The sequence below is a fragment of the Sorangium sp. So ce119 genome (genome assembly GCF_051524405.1).
In the GTDB taxonomy this organism is placed as follows: Bacteria; Myxococcota_A; Polyangia; order Polyangiales; family Polyangiaceae; genus Sorangium; species Sorangium cellulosum_G.
Map to the genome: position 1 here is coordinate 3,825,471 of NZ_CP150310.1, position 22,639 is coordinate 3,848,109.

Annotated in this window: 17 protein-coding genes; 11 read left to right on the plus strand and 6 right to left on the minus strand. The window is 70.1% G+C overall.

All coding sequences use genetic code 11. The features are described from left to right. Positions 1-101: 101 nt before the first annotated feature. Together WME76_RS14310 and WME76_RS14315 are read right to left on the minus strand one after the other, a co-directional pair. Positions 102-716 (minus strand): hypothetical protein, encoded by a 615-nt coding sequence (locus WME76_RS14310; protein WP_437960682.1) that lies wholly within the window; start codon positions 714-716, stop codon positions 102-104. 435 nt (positions 717-1,151) lie between these two features. Next, on the minus strand, positions 1,152-2,168 hold the full coding sequence (locus tag WME76_RS14315) for a hypothetical protein (protein WP_437960683.1): 1,017 nt from the start codon (positions 2,166-2,168) through the stop codon (positions 1,152-1,154). Positions 2,169-2,380: 212 nt separating this feature from the next. Here WME76_RS14315 and WME76_RS14320 point away from each other — a divergent pair, with 212 nt between their 5' ends. After that, the gene (locus tag WME76_RS14320) at positions 2,381-3,580 is read left to right on the plus strand and encodes a kelch repeat-containing protein (RefSeq protein ID WP_437960684.1); all 1,200 of its coding nucleotides are present in this window, start codon (positions 2,381-2,383) and stop codon (positions 3,578-3,580) included. Between the two features lie 34 nt (positions 3,581-3,614). On the opposite strand, the gene WME76_RS14325 is transcribed toward WME76_RS14320, so the two are convergent. Then, positions 3,615-4,301, minus strand: coding sequence for a helix-turn-helix transcriptional regulator (locus tag WME76_RS14325; protein ID WP_437960685.1), 687 nt, complete (start codon positions 4,299-4,301; stop codon positions 3,615-3,617). Positions 4,302-4,760: 459 nt separating this feature from the next. Between WME76_RS14325 and WME76_RS14330 the strand changes: the two genes are divergently transcribed. The 6 genes from WME76_RS14330 (at position 4,761) to WME76_RS14355 (ending at position 13,568) form a co-directional block, all read left to right on the plus strand. After that, positions 4,761-5,801, plus strand: a complete 1,041-nt coding sequence (locus WME76_RS14330; protein WP_437960686.1) for a poly(ethylene terephthalate) hydrolase family protein — start codon at positions 4,761-4,763, stop codon at positions 5,799-5,801. A gap of 383 nt (positions 5,802-6,184) precedes the next feature. Next, complete coding sequence (locus WME76_RS14335) at positions 6,185-6,925, plus strand: alpha/beta hydrolase family esterase (RefSeq protein WP_437960687.1); 741 nt, start codon at positions 6,185-6,187, stop codon at positions 6,923-6,925. A gap of 108 nt (positions 6,926-7,033) precedes the next feature. Then, positions 7,034-8,371: an extracellular catalytic domain type 1 short-chain-length polyhydroxyalkanoate depolymerase gene (locus WME76_RS14340; RefSeq protein ID WP_437960688.1), complete on the plus strand. Its 1,338-nt coding sequence runs from the start codon at positions 7,034-7,036 to the stop codon at positions 8,369-8,371. A 405-nt stretch (positions 8,372-8,776) separates the two neighbouring features. After that, positions 8,777-9,016: a hypothetical protein gene (locus tag WME76_RS14345; RefSeq protein WP_437960689.1), complete on the plus strand. Its 240-nt coding sequence runs from the start codon at positions 8,777-8,779 to the stop codon at positions 9,014-9,016. A 1,386-nt stretch (positions 9,017-10,402) separates the two neighbouring features. Continuing rightward, positions 10,403-11,899: an RICIN domain-containing protein gene (locus WME76_RS14350; RefSeq protein WP_437960690.1), complete on the plus strand. Its 1,497-nt coding sequence runs from the start codon at positions 10,403-10,405 to the stop codon at positions 11,897-11,899. A gap of 241 nt (positions 11,900-12,140) precedes the next feature. Continuing rightward, positions 12,141-13,568: an RICIN domain-containing protein gene (locus WME76_RS14355; RefSeq protein ID WP_437960691.1), complete on the plus strand. Its 1,428-nt coding sequence runs from the start codon at positions 12,141-12,143 to the stop codon at positions 13,566-13,568. A gap of 126 nt (positions 13,569-13,694) precedes the next feature. Here the strand turns inward: WME76_RS14355 and WME76_RS14360 are convergent, their stop codons facing one another. The 3 genes from WME76_RS14360 to WME76_RS14370 form a co-directional block, all read right to left on the minus strand. Beyond that, positions 13,695-14,744: an NAD(P)-dependent alcohol dehydrogenase gene (locus tag WME76_RS14360; protein WP_437960692.1), complete on the minus strand. Its 1,050-nt coding sequence runs from the start codon at positions 14,742-14,744 to the stop codon at positions 13,695-13,697. A gap of 119 nt (positions 14,745-14,863) precedes the next feature. After that, positions 14,864-16,084: a hypothetical protein gene (locus WME76_RS14365; RefSeq protein ID WP_437960693.1), complete on the minus strand. Its 1,221-nt coding sequence runs from the start codon at positions 16,082-16,084 to the stop codon at positions 14,864-14,866. 18 nt (positions 16,085-16,102) lie between these two features. Further along, positions 16,103-16,570, minus strand: a complete 468-nt coding sequence (locus WME76_RS14370) for a hypothetical protein (protein WP_437960694.1) — start codon at positions 16,568-16,570, stop codon at positions 16,103-16,105. Between the two features lie 120 nt (positions 16,571-16,690). On the opposite strand from WME76_RS14370, the gene WME76_RS14375 reads away from it, so the two are divergent. The 4 genes from WME76_RS14375 (at position 16,691) to WME76_RS14390 (ending at position 22,440) form a co-directional block, all read left to right on the plus strand. Further along, positions 16,691-17,440, plus strand: a complete 750-nt coding sequence (locus WME76_RS14375; protein ID WP_437960695.1) for an RNA polymerase sigma factor — start codon at positions 16,691-16,693, stop codon at positions 17,438-17,440. Then, complete coding sequence (locus WME76_RS14380; RefSeq protein ID WP_437960696.1) at positions 17,437-19,854, plus strand: serine/threonine-protein kinase; 2,418 nt, start codon at positions 17,437-17,439, stop codon at positions 19,852-19,854. The genes WME76_RS14375 and WME76_RS14380 overlap by 4 nt, the downstream gene beginning before the upstream one ends. A 117-nt stretch (positions 19,855-19,971) precedes the next feature. Then, the gene (locus WME76_RS14385; RefSeq protein WP_437960697.1) at positions 19,972-21,783 is read left to right on the plus strand and encodes a glycoside hydrolase family 44 protein; all 1,812 of its coding nucleotides are present in this window, start codon (positions 19,972-19,974) and stop codon (positions 21,781-21,783) included. A gap of 285 nt (positions 21,784-22,068) precedes the next feature. After that, entirely contained in the window at positions 22,069-22,440 is a 372-nt protein-coding gene (locus tag WME76_RS14390) for a dickkopf-related protein (RefSeq protein ID WP_437960698.1), read from the plus strand. Positions 22,441-22,639: the final 199 nt, after the last annotated feature.

Consider the following 22,639-nt stretch of genomic DNA (forward strand, 5'->3'; position numbering starts at 1 on the left):
GGGATGGGCATCCCCTGAGGGCCGGGCAGCGCTCGCCGGAGGCGTTCCGGCGGCTCATCGCGCAGGGACGCGCGCCGCCCCGGCGAGCTGGTGGGGCGCGCTCACTCGCACAGGTCTTCCTCCGTGGCGCACGTGCCGTTCAGGCAAACCTGGCCGCTGCGCTCCGGATCCGGGCACTGGATGTCAGGACATTCCTCTGCCGTCGTGCACGGCGCGCCGTGTCCCTCCGGGGCCTCGAAGATCTCGCCCTCTCGGGCGGCCATCACGGAGAACGCGTAAGCGAGCAAGCAACCGTTCAACTTCTCGCTATCCCGCTTCTTCGCCTCCTCCATGGCCTTCGCGGCGCTCTCCATCTCCTCCAAGCACGGTTGACCCTTCGAGGGGCCGCCTTCTTCGCCGGGGCCATCCTCGAGCTCCTCACATGTCATCACCTGCGACAAGCAGGCCGCGGCCGTCTGGTACTGCTGGATCACAGGACCGCAGAGGTCATCATTCTGCGCCTCGCCGTAGAGTGCCTCGAGAATGGTCGCGCATTGCTGAGCTGTCTGGTCCTCGCCCAGCTCCCCACACTCCTCGAACTTGGTGCAGATGGCCTGCGCTTGCTCCGCGGGCGTTTGCTCCACCGGCGATTCGCTTTCGCCTGGACAACCCGGCATGGCCATCACGACGAGGCCGAGGAAGGAGGCATGGAGGAGGACGTTCTGGATCTTGTTCATGGCTTGTTCTCTCTGTCATCACCGGCGAGCCCGGCTGGCAGAGCTTCATCGCAACCGGCGTGCCGCCCTCCCGAGGGAGGGGGCTCATCGAGGAGAACCGTGCGGCGCGGCGCACCGCTCGCGCCGCACGGAGCGGTTGCCGCGTAAGCGAGCTCGCCTGCGGGTCCGGTGTGTGCGTGGCAAACCTTGCCGTCCTAGCAACGATTGCCATCCCCATCTGGGCGAGAAGCAGCAAGGATTGCCACCGCGCGCGCCGAGGAAGAAATCCCGCGTCGAAGGCGTAGTTCCTGGGGAAGTATCCCACGACGCGTGCCCGCATCGACGGTGAACGCTGTCGATGAATCCCCGCGCCGTCCCTTCGCTGGATCGGGCGCGGCGCGCTCGTGCCGCCCGCGCGGCGGCCGGCGCCGCGCGCCGATCAGGGGGTCACACGGGTCATTTCAAGTACGCGCCGCAGCGCCCGTCGCCGTTCTCGACGTCCTTCGCCGTCGCCTTTCCGGGAGGGAACGCCCCGCGATCGCAGAGCGCCGCCAGGATATCGAGGAGCTCCTTCGCCATCTCCTTGCCTGTGCTCCCGCGGACCTGACGGCCCATGGGCGAGCCCGGCTGCCCATTCAGGATCTTGTGCCAGTCCTCGTACGCCTTCTGCCGCGCGTGCGAGCCCAGCGAGTAGGCGCCGTCGTCGAACAGCGTCTTCGTCCCGTCGTCGCCGTGGCACGAGGAGCACCGCTCCTTGATGAGGGCCTTCCCGCGCGCGGCGTCGCCGCCCGGCAGGAGCGCGTAATGCCCCTGGGCCGGCGGCTTGATCGCGAAGATCTGGTCGGGGTGCGGGAGCGCGCCGTCGCGGACGCCGATCACGAATGCGGCCATGGCCTCGACCTGCGGGGGCGTGAGCACGTCGCCGTACGCGGGGATCTCTCGATCCCCCTTCGTGAACAGGGCGACGAGCTCTTCTTGTGTCTCGCGTCCCCCGAGGAGGTTCCGCGAGACGGCGTATCCCTTCGCCATGGCGGTCGGTCCATAGATGCCCTCGCGCCCCTTGAGATCCCAGCCGAAGAAGTTCTTGAGCCGGTAGTCATGGCCGGCGTCGTTGTTCATCACCTCTCCGGATCCGAGCTTCAGCGTCCCGTTGCCCGAGGGACCGCCTTGACCGTCCAGGACCCCTTGGGTCTTCGAGCTGTCGGGGACGAAGGCCGAGAACGGCGGCTTTTTCCCGTAGAACTTGTCGAAGAGCCGGCCGCCGAGCGCCGTGTCGACAGCGGGCGTCGCCGGCGCGGGCTGCGCAGGGGCAGGGGCGGGCGCGGGCTCTGCGGAATTGGCGGGCGGCTGGGTCGGCTCCTGTGCCGGCGCGGCAGGGCCGCAGGCGGCTGCGCAGGTGAGGAGCGCTGGAAGCGAGGCCGAGAGGGTAGCGCGCCCCATGGCGAGCGCGCGGGAGCGGGCACGGACGAGCAAGACAGACTCCTGATGAGGGGAATTCACGCGGCCACTCTATTCACCTCCGGCCCGGCGCCGCAACGGCGACGGCAGCCCTGTCGTTCCAGGAGCGAGCGAGGGGGCAGAGGCGGACACGCCGGCCGCCGTGCTCGCCAGCCGTTCGCCGACGTCCAGCATGGTTCCGACGGCGCCCTCCTGCATGCCGGCGCGCCGCGCTCCGTCGAGCGCTCATGCGTAACGACGGTTCTTGTTGGCTCGCGCTCTCCATTCTCCTCGCCGCGTGCGGCAGCTCCCCGCCGGATACGCCGGCGGAGGGCAGCGGCGGCGCTACCGGCACCGGCGGCACCGGCGGCACCGGCGGCTCCGGCGGCGTCGACGGGACCGGCGGCACGGGGGGCGCTGGAGGCACGGGCGGCACCGGCGGCGCCCCTCCGGCGGAGAGCCTCACCTGGAAGGAGATCGACGCGGCCGGGCCGTCCGCCCGGACCGCCGCCGCGATGGCGTACGACGAGCAACGCAAGGTGGTCGTCCTCTTCGGAGGCCTCGAGTGCGCGGACTTCCCCGATTGCACGATGGAGAACGACCTCGAGGATCTCTGGGAGTGGGATGGCTCGACGTGGACGCAGGTCGCCAGGGACGGCGTGTGGCCTGGTCCCCGCAGCCGCCACGCCATGGCGTACGATCCCGTGCGAGGGCAGGTGGTCCTCAACGGCGGCGGCGGGGGAATGATGGGCTGGAACGGCTCCACCTGGGAGGAGATCACCGCATTCTGCAATTTCGGCTGCCCCCTTGGCCGAGAAGACCACGCGCTCGCGTTCCACAAGGGCCGAGGCCACCTCGTCGCCTTCTCCGGGGTCGGCTCCGCCCTCAACGACATCTCCGTCTCGGTGCGCGCCGACTCCTACGAGCTGATCGACGACTTCTGGCACCCCATCGACAGCGCCGAGCACCCCGACGGCCGCGTGGGCTCGCAGCTCGCCTACGACCCCGCTCGTGACGTCCTGTGGCTCTTCGGTGGCTCGTCCGAATACTCTGCGAGCTTCGACGGGTATCCCAACGACGTATGGATGCTCGACGACAGCGGCTGGCATCAGGTGAACGCGGGCGGCACGCCGGGCGACACGCTGCCCTGGGGTCGACGACAGGCCATCTTCGCCTGGCATCCAGCGCTCCAGCAGGTCGTCCTGTTCGGCGGATTCAGCTATCCCGCCACGCAGATGGTGGCGCCGCTCCAGGTACCGGAAGCCCTGTCCGTCTGGACGTGGGACGGTGACGCCTGGCACAACCGGCCGGACTGGTTCCTGAAAGACGCGTTCCGCAGCGACCAGGCAGCCGCGCAGGACCCGGGTACGAGCGGGATCGTGCAGTTCGGCGGCGAGAACTTCGTCGAGAGACCCACCGCCGACACGCACGTGTTCGGACCGCGCTGAGCCCCCAGGCGACCCGCTCGTCCGCGCGCGGGCCTCACCGCGCCCGCGGCAGCGTCTTGCGCCACCGCGCCCGCAGCGCGCTCGGCCGCTCGCCGCAGGGCTCCTTCAGGAACGTCGCGGCCACCACGCGATCGGTGCGGAAGGACCGGAAGCCCTGGCGGAGCTCGCACCACGCCACGAGGATGCGCATCGACTCGAAATAGCCCACGACCACCGGCCACACGACGCGCTCGCTCTCGCGCTCCTGCTCGTCGCGGTAGCGGAGCGCGATCTTCCTGCCGGCGCGGATCGCGGCGCGCACCTCGGCCATGTCGAGCGTATCGGGGGCCGGGTCCAGCGGGGGCGGCGCCCCGGTCACCGGCTCGAGCACGAAGACGCGCAGGCGCTCGGGCACGGTCGCCGCGATCTTCGCGATGAGGTCCTCCGCCGCCCGGCGCAGGGCGGCGTCACCTCGGTGGGAGACCCACTGGGCGCCGAGGACCGCGACCTCGATCTCGTCGGGCGTGAGCATCAGCGGCGGCATGTCGAAGCCGCGCTCGAGCACGTAGCCGGTGCCGGCCTCGCCGCGGATCGGCACGCGCTGGGCCAGGAGATCCGCGACGTCGCGGTACACCGTGCGCCTGGACGTCTCGAGCTCCTCCGCGAGCGCGGCCGCGGTGACCGGCCCCCGCTTCCGGCGCAGGATCTGGACGATCTGAAAGAGGCGATCGGCGCGTCGCACGGATGCTGGCGCCATGGTGTCAGCAGGGCGGGTCCGCATCAAGCGAGGCCCACGACGGCCCCCGTCGGGCCGGGCGCGCGGCCGCTGAGCGCCCTCTCCGCGCTGCTCGGCGACGGGCCGAGCCTCCCCGGCGACCGCCCCGCGGCCGCGCGCCGGTTTTTGTTGACACAGGCTCTGTGAACGTTCACATTTGGCGCTCCGGCTATCACTTCGTCTTGCCCTGGACAGGCCGTCATGCGCAGCGGGCCCTGCGTTCTCGTGCGCGTTCACCCTGACGGTCGCGCCATGGCTCCAGACGAGGCGCACGCAGGGGGAATGGAGCAGCCGTCGGGGCCGGCCTGGGATGGCATCAGGGCGCGCTCCGACGCGAAACGTCTGGCAGCCACCTGTCTGCCAATTTCGCCACCGTCGGCCCGAAGCGAGCGCTTCGCGCCGGCGTGACGTGACCAGAGAGGCCCCGTGTACAACGAAAAGAAAGCCGTCAGGCGCTTCAGTGTCCTCTGCTTGCTCGCGAGCGTCGCGCTGCTGGCGTGCAGCGAAGATGGCGGCGACGCGGCGCAGGCTGCCAGTGCGAGCAGCTCGGGCGTGTCAGCCACCAGCGGGGCGTCCACCAGCGCAACCGCCGGGTCGGGCGGCGCTGCCAGCGGCAGTGGCGGCGCCGACATCAGCGACGGTGGGATGGGCGGAGCAGGCGAGGGCGCGGGCGGAGCAGGGGACGGCGGCGATGCCGCGGGCGGGGCCGGTGGTTCGCCGCTCCCGCCGATCACGGATTACGCTGCCGAGGGGCCGTTCGCGACGATCGTGGAGCGGAACTCGGGGCCCGGCGGAAACCACACGATCTTCAGGCCTGAACGCCTGGCCGAGGGCGGTTTCTTGCACGCGCCGATCATCTTCGGGCCCGGGATCAACACCCAGGTGACCAGCTACACGGACCTCCTGAAGAACTTCGCTTCTCACGGCTTCGTGGTGGTTGGGGCCAATCTCCTCACGGGCGGCCCGAACGCTCCGAACAACCGCGAGGCCATGCTGGAGGGGCTCGAGTGGATCATCGAGCAAAACAGCGAGGAGGGCAGCGTCTACCAGGGCGCGATCGACGTGGAGCACGCCGTCTCCATGGGCTACTCGGTCGGCGGTACTGCCGCCGTGGAGATCGGCGGCCATGAAGCCGTGGCCACCGTCGTCTCGATCCACGGCCACATCGCGACGGCGGCCCTGCACGGGCCCATGCTGCAGACCAGCGGAACGCAGGACACGGTCGGGCTGCCGATGCAGCAGAAAACCTACGACATGTCCCAGACCCAGACGTTCCTGGCGACGGTGATGGGCGCGGATCACGGGTACATCACGCGCGACGTGGGAGGCGTCCAGCGGCCGGCGATCGTGGCCTGGCTCCGTTACTGGATCTACAACGACACCGGTGGGAAGCACTATTTCTACGGCGATGACTGCGTGATGTGCACCTCGCCCTGGGTGAACCCCCAGCGCAAGAACTGGGAATGACCTCGCGTCACGTCGGCTGTCAACCGAGGAGAGCACCCATGCCGTCCAGTGCTGGCTCTGTGGGCTACGATCGCATTCACCGTCACTCGCGCTGGCTGGGACCGGTCTGGGGCGCCTTGGGCCTCTGTGCCGCGCTCAGCCTCGGCTGTAGCGACGACGGCCACGCTGGCGGCTCAGCCGCCGGTGAGACCTCCGCGAGCGGCTCCGGCGGTGGCGCTGCTCCCGGTGTCACGAGCAGCGGCGATGCAGCCAGTAGCGGCGGAGCGACAGCGGGCTCCGGTGAAGCGGGCTCGGGCGGGACGGGCGGCGCGGGCGGGACCGGCACGGCCGGGGCCGGCACAGCCGGGGCCGGCGGCGGAGGCGGAGGCGGAGCCGGAGGTGACGTGGTGAAGTCCGCCGGCTGTGGCAAGGTGCGCACGCTCCAGGACGGCGCGGGCACCGTGATGAGCGGCGGGAAGAGCCGCAAGTACACCCTGCGCGTTCCTGACGAGTACGACAACAGCCACGCGTACCGGCTCATCCTCTCCTTCCACGGGGCCACGGGCGACAGCAGCCAGGTTGCTCCCTCGTACTTCGGGCTCTGGTCGCTCTCCGAAGGGAGCACCATCTTCATCGCGCCCGACGCTGTCAGCGGCTTCTGGTCAGCCGACGACGACGTGACCTTCGTCGACGACATCCTCGAGCAGGTCACGGACGATCTCTGCATCGACACCTCGCGCATCGAGCTCGAAGGCTTCAGCCAGGGCGGCGCCATGGCGTGGACGCTGGCCTGCGCGCGTCCGAACGTGTACCGCGCCGCGGTGGTCCACTCCGGCGGCGGTCTCGCCCGGCCCGCGAGCTGTCAGCCGATCGCCTTCATGTCTTCGCTCGGTCAGCAGGAGAGCGGCGGAGCCGGACAGACCTCCAACAGCGATTTCTTCGCCGGGCAAAATGGATGCGCGGTGGAGAGCTTGGCCAAGGCGCCCAGAGGTGGCCACGCCTGCTCGGACTACGAGGGCTGCTCGGCGGGTCATCCCACCCGCTGGTGTGATTACGACGGCGGTCATACTCCGTCGCCGAACGACGCCGGGCAGGGCATGTCGTGGATGCCCCAGGAAGTCTGGACCTTCCTGAGCCAGTTCTAGATCGGTTCTCAGCCGAGCCTGGTACAGCCCCTGCTCGCTCCCATGCGCGCGACGCAAAGCGATGCTGGATTGCGTACCAGGCTGGCGCTGGTGTAGTATCTCTGCCCGATGGACCATTTCCAAAGTCACCTCCTCGGGCTCGCATCGCTCTCGTTGACGCTGCTCGCTGCGCTGCCTGCGCGCGGGGCATCGCTACAAAAAGTCGACCAGAGCGAGTGGGGGGTGGACGGCCTCCCCAGCTACGTCAACTTCTATATTTACGTGCCTGACGCGCTGGCGACCAGGCCTCCCATCGTCGTCGCTCCCCATCATTGCCAGGGAACTGGCCCGGGGACGTTCAGCGAGATGTCGACCCTGGTTTCCATAGCGAACACCAGGGGCTTCATCATGATCTTCCCGGAGGCCACCGGGCAGAACTGCTGGGACGCGGGATCGACGAGATCGCTCAACCACGACGGTGGTGGGGACACGGGAGCCATCGTCCAGATGGTGAAATACACGCTCGCGAAGTACGACGGCGACGCGGGCCGCGTGTACTCGGTGGGCGGGTCGTCGGGCGGCATCATGACCGAGGCGCTGCTGGGTGTGTACCCCGACGTGTTCATGGCCGGCGTGTCGCTGATGGGCGTTCCGTGCGGCTGCTGGGCCGAGGGCTACAACGACGTCACCGGGACAGGGAGCACTGCCCAGTGGAGCGGGCCCTGCGGGGGCGGCAACGTCACGAAGACCGGGCAGCAGTGGGGAGACCTCGTTCGCTCGTACTATCCCGGTTACACTGGCCATCGCCCGCGCCTGCAGCACTGGCATGGCACCGCCGACACGATCCTCAGCTACAAGAACATGGCTGAAGACGTCAAGGAGTGGACGAACGTCCTGGGTCTGAACGAGACCCCGGATGGGACCGACACGCCGAGGGCCGGAACCACGCGCCAGTTCTGGGAGAGCTCCTGCGGTTACACGGTCTACGAGGCCTTTTCGATGGACGGCGTCGGGCATTCTGTGCCGTTCGACGGACCCGCCGTCGCCGCCTATTTCGGCCTCGACAAGGCCAGTGATCAGGATCCAGAGACGGCGGCTTGTCCCGGTGCTGTTCCCGGTGGTGACGACACCGGGGGTGCGGGTGGCGCGGCCGGGACCGGAGGCGCGGGTGGCGCGGAAGGAACCGGAGGCGCGGGTGGCGCGGAAGGAACCGGGGGGGCCGGCGGGGTGACGGAAGGTGGCGCAGGCGGCGGCGTGGGCAGCGGCGGCGCGATCGGCGCCAGCTCCGGGGGCGGGCACGGACAGGACGCCAGCTCGGGGACCGGCGGCTCGACGACAGGAGAGAGCTCGAACTCGGGATGCAGCTGCGCCCTGGGCGACGACGCGAGAGACTCTGGCGCCCAGGCGGGGCTCCTCCTCGCGGCGCTGGGATTGCTGCTCGGTCGCTCGAAGCGCCGCCCGCGCTGAGCGCACAGGAAGACCCCCGGCTGCTGCAAAGCGCTCTCGTCCCACCCTCTTGGTCGGCCGCTCCCGCGATGCGTTGCGTGCACGAGGAGGAGAGAGACGGCCATCACCGCAAGGTGTGTTCGTGCCCACAAAGGTCGGGCCGAGCTCCTCGTCCGGCGTGACGATTCTGATCGTCTTTCTCGCGAGCGGATCTTCGTGTGCGTCCAGCTTCGCCGGCCCCCAGGTGCGTGCGGCTCGTCATTCACCGCGGTTCGCCGTCGCTCCGTAGCCCTGTTCACGGAGGCGGACCTGGGGTACCCTCCGCTCGTGAGTCATTCCATGCAGTCGAAGATGAACGTTTTGATGTTATGTGTTGTTGGTGCCCTGGCGATGGGGTGCAACGTCTGTGAGGATCTGGACGCACGCATGTGCGAAGACCTGGGGGCAGAGGATTGCGCCCTCTGGCGAGAGAAAGGGATGAACTTCGTCGCCCAGGCGAAGTCGAGGCCCCGCCGGCTGCTGAAGGACACGCTGTTCGGGGCCGACGCCCAGACGTGCGAGTCAGCGGGGAGCGACGCGGTGTATTCGCAGATCCTCCAGGCGACGAAGACGCAGGTGGCCGCCTACCGCAAGGCGCAGAAGGCCACAGACGCGGCGGCGAAGTAGGCGCGCGCCGTTCGACGAACGGGCCTCCGCGGAGCTGCCCGTTCGTCGCACGGCTCGATCGCGGAGGGATGGGGGGGCCCTGCGGGGGCGCGGCGCCGCAGCGCACGTTCGTGAAGACCGCCGCGCTCTGGCAGGGGCCCAGCGGTGACGTCTCCGGGCGACGCGGGCAGGATGTTCCCCGCAGGCTCTGGGGTGAAAGCGGCCCCTCATGCATGAATACGCTGCTGATGCAGATCGCGGAAGGTTCTCTGTGTGAACCAGCGCATGCAGCGTGGCTGTACGGCTCGGCGAGCGCGGCCGGCGCGAGATCGCGATCTTCGCGCCCGGAAGCGACCCGGCTCAGCAGGCGAGCGCGCTGGCTGGGTGAATTTGTGAATGCACACAGCAGCGCTTTCCTCGTTCGCCGAGAGCGGGCTGGTCGATCGAAGTTGACACCGAACATGTGAACGCTCACACTGTCGACCGGTAGTCATGCTTTTGCTTCGCTCCGGATGGGCCGTCATGCGCGTCCAGGGGACGGTCGTGAAGTAGCGAGCGGTCATGTTGCTTGCGGCTGGGATCGCGGTCCTGGCCAGCGGCGACCCTGGTGCAGCAAAGATCCCAGCGGCGTTGGGACCGCGGTGCAGCCGGCATCGGCGGGAACCCCGGAAGCGATTCGACGTATCCCACCCAGCAGCAGACCTCTCAGGGGGCTGCGCGATGGACACCTGGTTGTGCTGTACGGCAGCGCCAGCCTCTCGATGATGGGGTGGCTGCTGCTCGTGCGCGTCATCGCCATGCAGCGGGTCCCGTGGCGCTCGGCGTGGCGCGCTTCATGAACAGCCAGGGCCGGCGACGTGCAGTCGAGAGATGGCAGGCCGTGGAGTGAAGGCGGCCCGTTCGATGCACGTATAAGTTTGATACAGCATCACTTTTCCAGGAGTGAGGCAGACTGAGCGCGGCAGGCTCGGCAGGCGCGGTTCGCTGATCCCTGGCGGTCTTCGACGAGATTCGCGCGCCTGGCGCGCCGGGCGGTCGCGCCCGTCGAGGAATCGGTCCCATGTCGGCGTCGAGTTACCATCATGACTCCGCATCTGAGCTTATCGCACCTTCATGAGGGTCAGGCCCGCTCGCGATGCACAATCGGCTTGACGGACATGCCAGCCCGGAACAATAGATACTCTCGTCGTGTCGCCTGGCGCACGCGGAATGAACTTATCCACTCTGCGCGCATCTCGACGATCATTCACGGCGGCAATGGCCGGCGCGGCGGCCCGCTCGGGAGCCCTGAGCGCGTGAGGAGCGACCCCGACCCACGCAAGGGCAGCGTCGAGCAGCGAGAAGATTCCAGTTTCACTTACTTGGCATGTCGAGGAGAACGAGATGAGATTCGGAACCAAGCAGAGCTTGCTTGCGGCGGCGACGGGCGTCCTCGCCGTGTCGTGCGTGATCGGCCCCGAGGAGGCGTACGACGCCGAGCTCGAGGAGAAAGGCTCGCTCGAGGGCGCCATCACGGTCGATACGAGCGCGGTCTACACGCTCGTCGGCGTCCAGAGTGGAAAATGCGTGCAGGTAGCCGGAGGCAGCACCGCTGATGCAGCGGCCATGCAGATCGCCAGCTGCAACGGCTCGACGCGGCAACAGTTCCGCATGGAATCGGCAGGCGGCGGCTACTATCGCATCCGCAACGTCAACAGCAACCGTTGCATGGACGTCACGGGCGCCTCGACCAGCGACGGCGCCGCCATCCAGCAATACTCCTGCTGGACCGGGCAAAACCAGCAGTGGGCGTTCACGGACGTGGCCGGCGGCGGCGTGCGCCTCACCGCGCGCCACAGCGGCAAGTCCCTCGACGTCTACGGCCGCGGCACCGCGGACGGCACCGCCGTGATTCAATGGGCGTCGAACGGCGCCACCAATCAGCAGTTCCGACTCACCCCCGTGGGCTCGGGAACCGGCAGCACCAGCAGCACCAGCAGCACCAGCAGCACCAGCGGCACCGGCGGCTCCGGCGGCTCCGGCGGCTCCGGCGGCGCCGGCGGCTCCGGCGGCGCCGGCGGCGCCGGCGGCTCCGGCGGCGCCGGCGGCACGTGCACCGCGTCACAACCGACCGGTCGAAACGTGTCGGGGAGCGGCCCTCACAGGGTGGTCGTCGAGACGAATGCGGACCCGGGCATCAACCAGGGCACCATCTTTCGTCCGGCGGATCTCGGTGGAGGCGCCAAGTATCCGATATTCGTCTGGGGCGAGGGCGGATGCTCGCGAGACGGGCTCTCGAATCAAGCAGCCATGGCCGAGATCGCCTCGCATGGCTACTTCGTGGTGGCGGACGGGACACCGGTCAACAGCCAGCCCAACCGCGACCTCGGGAGCGGAGGCGACGTGCTGCGCGCCTACGTCGACTGGGTGATCGCCGAGAACGACAAGCCTTGCAGCGCCTACTACCAGAAGATCGAGACCACGAAGGTCGCCGCGAACGGCTTCTCCTGCGGCGGCTTGATGGCGGCGGGGACTGCTGCGGATCCCAGAATGACGACCTGGGGACACACGAGCAGCGGATCTTTCTCGGCGAATCAGTCGTTCTACAACTCGATCCACACACCCGTATTGATCGTCACCGGGACCGCGGATAGCTTGGGTGCGAACGCGAACGGCGCAAGGGACTTCACGAACATCGCCGCCCTGGGTGACATTCCGGTCATGATGTTCGCCAAGGTCGGCGCGGATCATGGGGGCGATCTGTGGGCCCGCAACGGCGGCGAGTTCACTCAGGTCAACCTGGCGTGGCTCAACTGGTGGCTCAAGGGCGACGAATCGGCCACCGGCAAGGGCGCGCTCGTCGGCCCGAGCTGCCGCTTCTGCACGGACAGGAGCTGGCAGGTCTCTTCTGCCAACCTGCCCTAGGTGGCTCGCTCTCGGACCGCCCTGCTCCGAGGAGCAGGGCGGTCTGACCGACCCTGGCGCACGCAGAGCGAGCCTATCCACCCTGCGCGCGTCTCGGCATCCACCCGCAGCGGCGATGGCCGGCGCGGCGGCCCCTCGGGCAGCCTCGAGCGCGCGGCGAGCGACCCCGACCCACGCAAGGGCAGCGTCGAGCAGTGAGAAGATGGCAGTTTCACTCATTTGACAGGACGAGGAGGACAGGATGAGATTCGGAACCAAGCAGGGCTTGCTTGCGGCGGCGGCGGCGGGCATCCTCGCCGTGTCGTGCGTCATCGACCCCGAGGAGGCGTACGACGCCGAGCTCGAGGAGAAAGGCTCGCTCGAGGGCGCCATCACGGTCGATACGGGCGCGGTCTACACGATCACCGGCGTCCAGAGTGGGAAGTGCGTGCAGGTGGCTGGAGGCAGCACCGCGGACGCAGCGGCCATGCAGATCGCCACCTGCAACGGCTCGACGCGGCAACAGTTCCGCATGGAATCGGCGGGCGGCGGCTACTATCGCATCCGCAACGTCAACAGCAACCGTTGCATGGACGTCACGGGCGCCTCCACCAGCGACGGCGCCGCCCTCCAGCAATACTCCTGCTGGAGCGGGCAGAACCAGCAGTTTGCGTTCACGGACGTCGCCAGCGGCGTCGTGCGCATCACCGCGCGCCACAGCGGCAAGTCCCTGGACGTCAACGGCCGCGGCACCGCGGACGGCACCGCCTTGATTCAATGGTCGTGGAGCGGCGCGACCAATCAGCAGTTCCGAGTCACGCCCGTGGGCTCGGGAACCGGCAGCACCAGCAGCAGCAGCAGCTCCACCACCAGCAGCAGCAGCAGCAGCAGCAGCGGCTCCGGCGGCTCCGGCGGCTCCGGCGGCTCCGGCGGCGGCGGCGCCGGTGGCGGCGGCTCCGGCGTCACGCGCAGCGCCGGCTGCGGCATTTCCCCCTCTCTCACCAGCGGGAACCGCACCATCAACGTCAACGGCACCACGCGCCAGTACGTGCTCGACGTTCCGGCGAACTACGACCCGAACAAGGCGTATCGGCTGGTGTTCGGCTGGCACTGGCGCGGCGGATCGGCCAACGACGTCGTGAACAACGGGTACTATGGGCTCAAGGCGCTGGCGAACGGCAGCGCCATCTTCGTCTCGCCGAACGGCATCGACAACGGCTGGGCCAACACGGGCGGGCGCGACATCGCCTTCGCACGCGCCATGGTCGACACCCTCGAAGCCAACCTGTGCGTCGACACGAGCCGCGTCTTCTCGACCGGATGGAGCTTCGGGGGGATGATGTCGAACGCGCTCGGCTGTGATATGCCCGACGTCTTCCGGGCCATCGCGCCGATGTCCGGCGCCCTCTACAGCGGCTGCAACCAGTCCAACACGCAGCCCGTCGCCGTCTGGATGTCGCACGGCCTGTCCGACAGCGTCGTCCCCGTCTCGGCCGGAAGGGCGGCGCTCGACGTCTTCGTGCGCAAGAACGGCTGCAGCACCGAGACGAGCCCCGTGGGCCCCAGCTCGTGCGTCGCCTATCAAGGGTGCCGGGACGGATACCCGGTGCACCGCTGCGAGTTTGCCGGTGACCACCAGACGCCGAGCTTCGCGAGCTCGGCCATCTGGAACTTCTTCACGCAGTTCTGATCTCGCGCCCCGCCGACGCGGCGGCTCGGGCAGCGGCAGACGCGCCTGCCCGAGCCGCGTCCCGGCCGGCGCTCCGCTGCGCCCGGCCGTCGGTCGGCCGCCCTCCCTGGCGAGGACGCCGCGATGTCACCCGGATCGGAGAGAGGCCATGTCGATGGAGAAGCGGTACTTCACGTCGGACTTGAGCAGCCTCTCGTACGCTTCGTTGACCTTCTGGATGGGGATGACCTCGACGTCGGCGGTGATCTCGTTCTTCCCGCAGAAGTCGAGCATCTCCTGGGTCTCGGCGATGCCGCCGATGTTCGAGCCGGAGAGGCTGCGGCGCCCCAGGATGAGGCCGAAGGCGGCGACGGCCAGGGGCTTCGCGGGCGCCCCGACGAGGGTCATGTTGCCGTCGTGGCGGAGCAGGTTGAGGAAGGCGTTGACGTCGTGGTCCGCAGAGACGGTGTCGATGATGTAGTCGAAGCTGCCGGCGTGCTTCCGCATCTCGTCGGCGTTGCGGGAGACGACGACCTCGTGGGCGCCCAGCCGGAGCGCGTCCTCCGTCTTGCCGGGCGAGGTGGTGAAGACGACGACGTGCGCCCCGAAGGCACGGGCGAACTTCACGCCCATGTGGCCCAGCCCGCCGAGACCGACCACGCCGACCTTCTTGCCCTGGGTGATGCCCCAGTGGCGCAACGGCGAGTACATGGTGATCCCGGCGCAGAGGAGCGGCGCCGCGGCGGCAGGGTCGAGGTTCGCGGGGACGCGCAGCGCGTACCGCTCGTCGATGACGATGCTGTCGGAGTAGCCGCCGTACGTGACGCCCCCGAGGTGCTTGTCCGGGGAGTTGAAGACGATGGTCTGGTTCGGGCAGAACTGCTCCAGACCCTCCTGGCAGCTCGGGCAGGTCCTGTCCGAGTCGACGAGGCAGCCGATCGCGGCGAGGTCGCCGGGCTTGTACCTGGTGACCGCCGATCCCACCTTGGCGACACGGCCGACGATCTCGTGGCCCGGCACGACGGGGTAGGTCGCGTTGCCCCACTCGTTGCGCGCCACGTGGAGGTCCGTGTGGCAGATGCCGCAGAAGAGGATCTCGATCTGCACGTCGTGCTCGGTCAGATCGCGCCGCGGGATCCGGGTGGAGGCCAGCGGCGATGTCGCGCTGGCGGCGGAGTAAGCCTTCGTCTCGTACATGGTCCGGTGCTCCTCTCTGGTTTGCCGTGCTCGCGGCGGTGAACGAACACCGCCCCGGGGCGACCAGCCAGGCGAGACCGAGCCGCGCCGCCCCGTGCGCGACGAAACCTACACCCTCGTCAGTTCCATCGGAACGCCGCGCCGAGCGGTAGAGAGGCCGCCAGGCCGTCAGCGCCAATGAGGAACAGCGGCGTCGCCTGCAAAAAGAGCGAGCCCGCCGCGCCATCCATGAGCTCCATGCCGAGCTCGGCGCTCAGGCCCATGGAAAATTCCAGCGACATGCCGGTCTGGACCAGACCGACATCGTCGCCCTGCTCGTAGGCCCCCCTGGCCAGCGTCGCCGTGCCGAAGAGCAGCGTCGGTCCCACCCTGAAGCGCTCGCCGAGCAGGAACGACGCCGAGGGGCCGAGCGCGAGGAGAGCGCCGGCGTTGTGATGGACGCCGATCTGCGCACGAAGGCCGAGATCGAGGCGATCCATCGCCGTGTATCCGATGAACCCCGTCGCCCCTGCGAGGAAGCTGCTGGCCCCGGCATAGAAAACGCAATTCCCGTACCCGTCGCTGCAGGTATCTGTCTTGTCTGCTCCAATCCAGAGATAACCGATGAACACGCCTGCCTCGTAGACCAGGCGGCCCGCTGCACGCGGCTCGGGGGGGCGCGCGCTCGTCTCCTCGCGCGCTCCGTCGCGCGGCGCGGCGGGCGGCCGCTCCGCTCTCGACGCGGTCACCGGAGCCGGCTCCGGCGGCGCGGGCGCCGGGACGACGACGTCCACGCGCTCCGACTCCCGCAACGCCACCGTCGTCTGCCAGAAGATCTCGCCCCGGTGCGCCGCGGCCACGACGTGCTCGCCCGGATCCACCGGCAGCTCCTTGTCCCACGCGACCGGATCGAGCGCCGCCCCGTCGAGCAGGATCGCGCGCTCGGCCGCGCCGCCGTCTCCCGCCGAGAGCCGCACCCGGAGCCAGGGCACGCGCGGCGCGAGCGCGTCGAGACGGGCCCTGGCGAACGCCTCCCGCGCCGCGTCTCCCGCCGTTCGCGCCGTGACCAGCGCCTCCTGGAAGGCGACCCAGGCGGTGGCCACGTCGCCGAGCCGCTCATGGCAGAAGGCGAGGTTGAGCTTCGTCCCGAGGCTCGGCTCCAGCCGCTGGCTCTCCTCGAGCCTGGGGCAGGCCTCGGCGAAGCGCTGCTCGACCAGGAGCGCGCGGCCCTCCCGGAACAGCCTCTCGGCGGCGCTCTCCTCGGCGGCGACCTGCCGACCCGAGAGCAGCGCCGACGCGCCGAGGAGCGCTCCCGCGAGGGGAGCGCAGAGCGTGGAGCGAAGGGGACGGAGCGCGTTCACGTTGTCCTCGGGGGCGCCTCAGAGGTCGGACGTCGTCGGGGCGTCGCTCGGGTCTGCCGGATCGGCCCCGGGGCACCCGCCCGAGGCCGGAATGCCCAGCACCGTGAGCGTAACCTGCTCCCCTTTCACGTCGACGACGAACGAGTCCTGGTCGCCTGTCTCCCCGAACGCGCTGTCGTAGGTCCGCTCCTCGAGGAGCTCCAGCGACGTGGCCGTCTTCGTCTCCTCGTCATACGCGGTCACGGCGGACACCCGCACATGGTAGACCTGCTCGTCGGCGTCCGACTCGACCTCGAACTCGTAGCGTGGCCGCTGCGGACCGTCGGAGGTCATGAGGCTGCCGAGGCTCTCGGTCTGCCCCGGCAAAATGCAGACAGAGCACGGCGTCTCAGGCTCGCAGGCCTGGACGGAGATCCCGAATGTCATCCGCTCGTCTTCACACGCAGCGAGCAGCAGGCCGAGGACCAGGATAGATGCACGTTTCATGTTCTGTTCTCCTCTTCACGCAAGGCGAGTTCAACCATCGAGCTCCCGTCCGGGGTTGGCCTGTGGTAGCTTCGCCTCGTCGATGATCCTGTTCCGCGTGGCCCTCGCGTTCCTTTAGACATGGCCGACGATTTCTCGCGCGGGCCCGGGCGAGGCAGGTTTCCGACGACCCACAGGTCGGCCGTCGTGGCGGTGGGCAGCGACGACCCCGCGGAGCGGGCGCGCTCGTTCGAGATCCTGGTGCGCGCCTACTGGAAGCCGGTCTACAAGCACCTCCGCGTCCGCTGGCGCCTCTCCGACGAGCACGCCGCCGATGTCACGCAGGGCTTCTTCGCCCGGGCGCTCGAGCAACGCACGTTCTCCGCCTACGACCCTTCGCGCGCCCTGTTCCGCACCTATCTGAAGATGTGCCTCGACCGGCACGCGATGAAGGAGGCCGAGAGCAGCGGGCGCCAGAAGCGCGGCGGACACGCGGTGACCCTCAGTCTGGACTTCACCTCTGCCGAGCGGGAGATCGGCGCCCTCGACGTGCCAGCGCCCGACGCGCTCGACACCTGCTTCGACCGGGAGTGGCGGCGGCACCTCGTCGGGATGGCGGTCGACGCGCTCCGCGAGCGCTGCGAGCGGGGCGGCAAGCAGCTCACCTTCCGGGTCTTCGAGCGCTACGTGCTCGACGACGACGCCGAGGACCGCCCCACCTATGCCGCGCTCGCCGCGGAGCTCGGGATCAAGGTCACCGACGTGACCAACTACCTCGCCGCGGCGCGGCGCGAGTTCCGCGGCTTGCTCCTCGAGAAGCTCCGGGAGATCACCGGCTCCGACGCCGAGTTCGAGGCCGAGCGCCGGGCCTTGCTCGGGGGCGCGCGGTGACGTTCCTCGACGACGCGGGGGTGGGGCGCCTGGTCTCGCTCGCGGCGGAGCCCGAGGTCGTCGCGGGCAGGTTCGAGATCGAGGCGCTGCTCGGCGAGGGCGGCATGGGCGTCGTCTTCGAGGCCTGGGACCGCGAGGCGCACCGGATCGTCGCGCTCAAGCTCCTGCGCGACGTCGACGAGGCGGCGGGCGCGCGCTTCGACCGGGAGGCCGGGGCGCTCGCCGCGCTGTCCCACCCGGGGATCGTCGGCCACGTCGCCCACGGCAGCACCGCGCTGGGCGAGCGGTACCTCGCGATGGAGCGGCTCGTGGGCGTGACGCTCGCGGAGCGGCTCGCCGAGGGCCCGCTCGGCGTCCGCGACGCGGCGCGCGTCGGCCACGGCGTCGCCGCGGCCCTCGCGGCCGCGCACGAGAGGGGCCTCGTCCACCGGGACATCAAGCCGAGCAACATCTTCCTGCAGGACGGCAGCGTCGAGCGCGTCAAGCTCCTCGATTTCGGGCTCGCGCGCGGGAAGGACGCGCCCGCGGTCACGGGCGCCGGGTCGCTCGTCGGCACGCCGAGCTACATGGCGCCCGAGCAGGTGCGCGGCGCGGCGTCCCCCGACGCGCGCACCGACCTGTTCGCGCTCGGCGCCGTGCTCTTCGAGTGCCTGACCGGCCGGGCCCCGTTCCTGGGCGCGGACACCGAGGCGGTGCTGGTCAAGATCCTCGTCGAGCGGCCGCCCGCGGTCCGGGAGCTCCGTCCGCTCGCCCCGCCGGCGCTCGAGGCGCTCGTCGCGCGGATGCTCTCCAAGGCCCCCGAGGGCCGCCCGGCGAGCGCCGCCGAGGTCGCGCGCGAGCTCGCCGCCCTCCTCGCCGACGACGACCTCGACGCCGCCCCGGCCCCGGACGCCGGCGACCCCGCGCAGGCCGCGGCGCCTGGGACCCTGATCGCCGGCAAGTACCGGGTGATCCGGACGCTGGGCAGCGGCGGGATGGGCGTCGTGCTGCTCGCGCGCCACGAGGCGCTCGATCGAAGCGTGGCGCTCAAGCTGCTGCGCGGGAGGAAGGGCGGCGGGGAGGTGGCGCGCTTCCTCCGCGAGGCGCGGGCGGCGTCGCGGCTCGAGAGCGAGCACGTCGCGCGGGTGATGGACGTCGGCACGCTGGACGACGGCGCGCCGTTCATCGTGATGGAGTACCTGAGCGGCAAGGATCTCGGGCAGGTCCTGCGCGAGAAGAAGCGGCTGCCGGTCGGGGTGGCGGTGGACCACGTGCTCCAGGTCGGCGAGGCGATCGCCGAGGCGCACGCGCTCGGCATCGTCCACCGGGATCTGAAGCCGTCGAACCTGTTCCTCGTGCTCCGCAGGGACGGCTCGCCCCTCGTCAAGGTGCTCGATTTCGGCATCTCGAAGATCGCGCGCGCGAGCGACGCTGCGCGATCGGAGGCCCTCCCGGTCGACGCGAGCATCACCGCGCCCGACGTGGTCATGGGCTCTCCGCTGTACATGTCGCCAGAGCAGCTCGAGAGCACGAAGCGCGCCGACGCGCGCGCGGACATCTGGTCGCTCGGCGTCGTCCTGCAAGAGCTCCTCACCGGCCGTCCGCCGTTCGAGGCGGAGAGCTTCATGGCGATGGGCGCGAAGATCGCCGCCGGCGCTCCCGCCAGGCTCCGCGACCGCTGCCCCGAGGCGCCGGAGGGCCTCGCCGCGGTCGTGCTGCGCTGCCTGGAGAAGGATCCGGCGCGGCGCTTTCAGAGCATCGCCGAGCTCGCGCAGGCGCTCGGGCCGTACGCGCCGGAGGGGTCTCGGCTCTCGGTCGACCGCATCACGCGCGTCGCCGCGGCCGGCGCCGCGGTCGCGGACGAGGCGGCCGCGGTCGCGGACGAGGCGGCCGCGGGTCCGGAGGTCGCCGCCGAGGACCGCGCGACCACCGCGCACACCTGGGACGCGCCGACGGCTTCCAGGGGGCGGCGCGGCGCGCTCGTCCTGGGTGCGGCGGCGGCGCTCGCGCTCGGCGCCGCGCTGCTCGCGTCGCGACGCTCCCCGGCGGTCGCGGACGGCGCCCCCGCGGCGTCCGCCTCCGCCGCTGGGGCGGCGCCGACGGCGCCCCCGCCCGAGGTCACGCCGGGCCCGGACCTCCTGCGCAGCGCAGCGCCCCTGCCGCCGCCCGCGGCGACGGCGACCCCGACGGCGTCCTCGCCGGACGCAGCGGCGTCGGCGGGCGCGCCGCCTCGGCCGAGCGCGGGGCCCGTGCCGCGGACGCCGTCGCCGAGCCCGGCAGCACGTCCGCCGTCGAGCGCGCGCGCCCGGGCCCCCGCGCCGCCGGCCAAGGACGGCCCCCCTGCGGCGCCCGCCGTCGAGCGCGCGCGCCGTGCCGCCAGGCCGCCTCCCGCCGACGCCGTGGACCCGATGGATCCGGCGCTGATCCGCAGGTAGCGACGCGCAGCGATGCCGACGCATGAGGTGCGTCGCGGCCTGAACAGGAGGATCATTTAATAAATGCATCTAACTTAGATCGACCTGGGGAATGATGGCCAGCAGGAGGCCATTGTGATGCGTCGTCTTGTCCCACGTGTGCGTGCTCCCGAGCGGGAAGCCCATCGCCCCACGCCCTCTCGTCGCGCTCCCTTCCTTCGCGCCCTGTTCGTCCTCCTTGCGTCGACCGCCATCCTTGCGTGCGGCGACGACGGTGAGACCTCCTCTGGCAGCGGCAGCGGCGGCGCCGGCGCCGGCGCTGCTGGCAGCGGTGCCGGCGCTTCGGGCGGCGGCACCGGCACCGCCAGCAGCGGGCAGGGCGGGTCGGGCGGCCATCCTCCCGCGGGCCTCGTCGAGCCCGGCGATCCCGGGCCGGGCGACGTCACTTTCACGGTGCGCGCCGATCAGGGGGTGCGCCCCATCAGCCCGCTCATCTACGGGGTCAACTGGGCGGAGGACCTGGACGGCGAGCAGCGCGGCACGACCGTCGTGCGCATGGGCGGCAACCGCATGACCGCGTACAACTGGGAGAACAACGCCTCCAACGCCGGCTCGGACTACATGCACCAGAACGACGCCCACCTCGTCGGGAACAGCCAGAGCGGCGATGTCCCCGGCGAGGCGGTGCGCATGCTGGCCGAGGACGCGCTGACGCACGGCGCTGCGTTCATCGCGACCGTCCCCCTTTGCGGGTATGTCGCGGCCGACAAGGACGGCGACGGCGACGTCAATCAGACAGCGAACTACCTCGAGACCCGCTTTCACCCCACGATCGCGCGCAAGGGCGCCCCCTTCTCCTCGTCGCCCGATCTCGGCGACGACGCCGTGTACCAGGACGAGTTCGTCGCCTGGATGAAGCAGGCCTTCCCCGACGCCTTCCAGGGCGAGGTCGCGAGCGTCCTGTTCTCGCTCGACAACGAGCCTGACCTCTGGAATCACACGCACGAGCGCATCCACCCGGAGCCGGTGACGTACGCCGAGCTCGTCGACAAGAACATCGAGTTCGCGTCCGCGATCAAGGACGTCGCGCCGAACGCGCTCGTCACCGGCTTCGTCTCGTACGGCTATTCCGGCTATGTCAGCCTGCAGGGCGCGCCCGACGCGGACGGCAACTTCATCGAGTACTACCTCGACGCGATGAAGGCCGCCGAGGCGAGCGCGGGGCGCCGCCTGGTCGACGTGCTCGACCTGCACTGGTACACGGAGATCTACGCGAACGGCGAGCGCATCACGGGCGACGACGCCTCGCCCGAGTCCGTGGAGGCCCGCGTCCAGGCGCCGCGCTCGCTCTGGGATCCCACCTTCGTGGAGGATAGCTGGATCGCGAATGACGTCGTGAACGGCCCGATCACGCTCATTCCGTGGCTCCGCGGTCTGATCGACGCCCATTACCCGGGCACGGCGCTCGGCTTCACCGAGTACAATTTCGGGGGCGGCAACCACATCTCCGGCGCGATCGCCCAGGCCGACGCGCTCGGCGTCTTCGGCCGCGAGGGCGTGCTCGTCGCGACGATCTGGGATCCCGGCGACGAGGTCTCGATGCTCCGGGCCGGCGTGCGCGCCTTCACGAGCTACGACGGGCAAGGCGCGCATTTCGGCGACACCTCCGTCCACGCCGAGACGAGCGACGTCGCGAAGGCCACCGTCTACGCGAGCATCGACGAGGCCGACCCGAGCCGCATGGTCCTCGTCGCCATCAACAAGACCACGGCCCCGCTCACGGCCGCGGTGACCCTCGCCGCCTACGGGACGTACGCGTCCGTCGACGTGTGGCAACTCACGGCGTCGGAGGCCGATCTCGTGGCGGCGGAGCCGATCACCCCGGGCGCCACGAACGCCTTCACGTACGCGATGCCGGCCCACAGCGTCTCGGTGCTGGTGCCCCGTTAATCGTTCGCTCCGGGGCTCATCGAGCTGCCCTACAACGGGATCTTCCCAGGGGCCCGGCTGTCTCCTGTCACATTGACCCTGTCACATTGACCCTGTCACATTGACCCTGTCTCATCGCGTGTGGCAGGGCAGCGGCGCGTGTCCGTGTGAGCCGGCTGCGGCGCTCAGGGCGCGGCCAGCGCAGCGCATCGCCCCGGCCCGGAGCGCGGACCACCCGATCGCTCATCCGCCCGACGGCACGGCCATTGCGAAGTGTGGTGACCGAACGCTGATGGGAGGTATTCAATGATCAACGCACGTGGTCTCTGGATGAACATGGGTGTGTTCGCGGCGGCTGGTCTGTTGGCCAGCGCGGCGCCGAGCCGGTCGGCTCAGGCGGAGGTCCCTGTCGCGGACGCGGTCAGCGAGGAGCCGCCCGAGACCATCGATGAGCTGGCGTTCGCCGCCGCGGGTGAGTGCACCTCTGACGCGGACTGCGCCACCACGCAGTATTGTCACAAGATGGGGGCGGGACCGGCCGATAACGTGTGCGCGCCCGACAAACAGGACGGTCAGCAATGCTCGCGCGACGCCAAGTGCCTGTCCAACTGTTGTCAATGGGATTTCTTCGAGAACCCGATCACGCCGACCTGCCAGCCCGCGTGGGAGTGTAACTGACTCCATTCCGTGAGTTGAAACCGCAGGACCGCCGGTCGCCGTCGCCCCCTCGCCCGACGGGGCGACGGCGTCCCCCTCGTCTCCGCCGTGGCTCGGGCAGAGGTCGCGCCCGGCGCAGCGGAGAGCGAGCTCTCGACGAGCTCCGAGCTGCCGCTCGCCCGGCCACCGCGAGCTCAGGGAGACGCGGGGAGAGACCTTG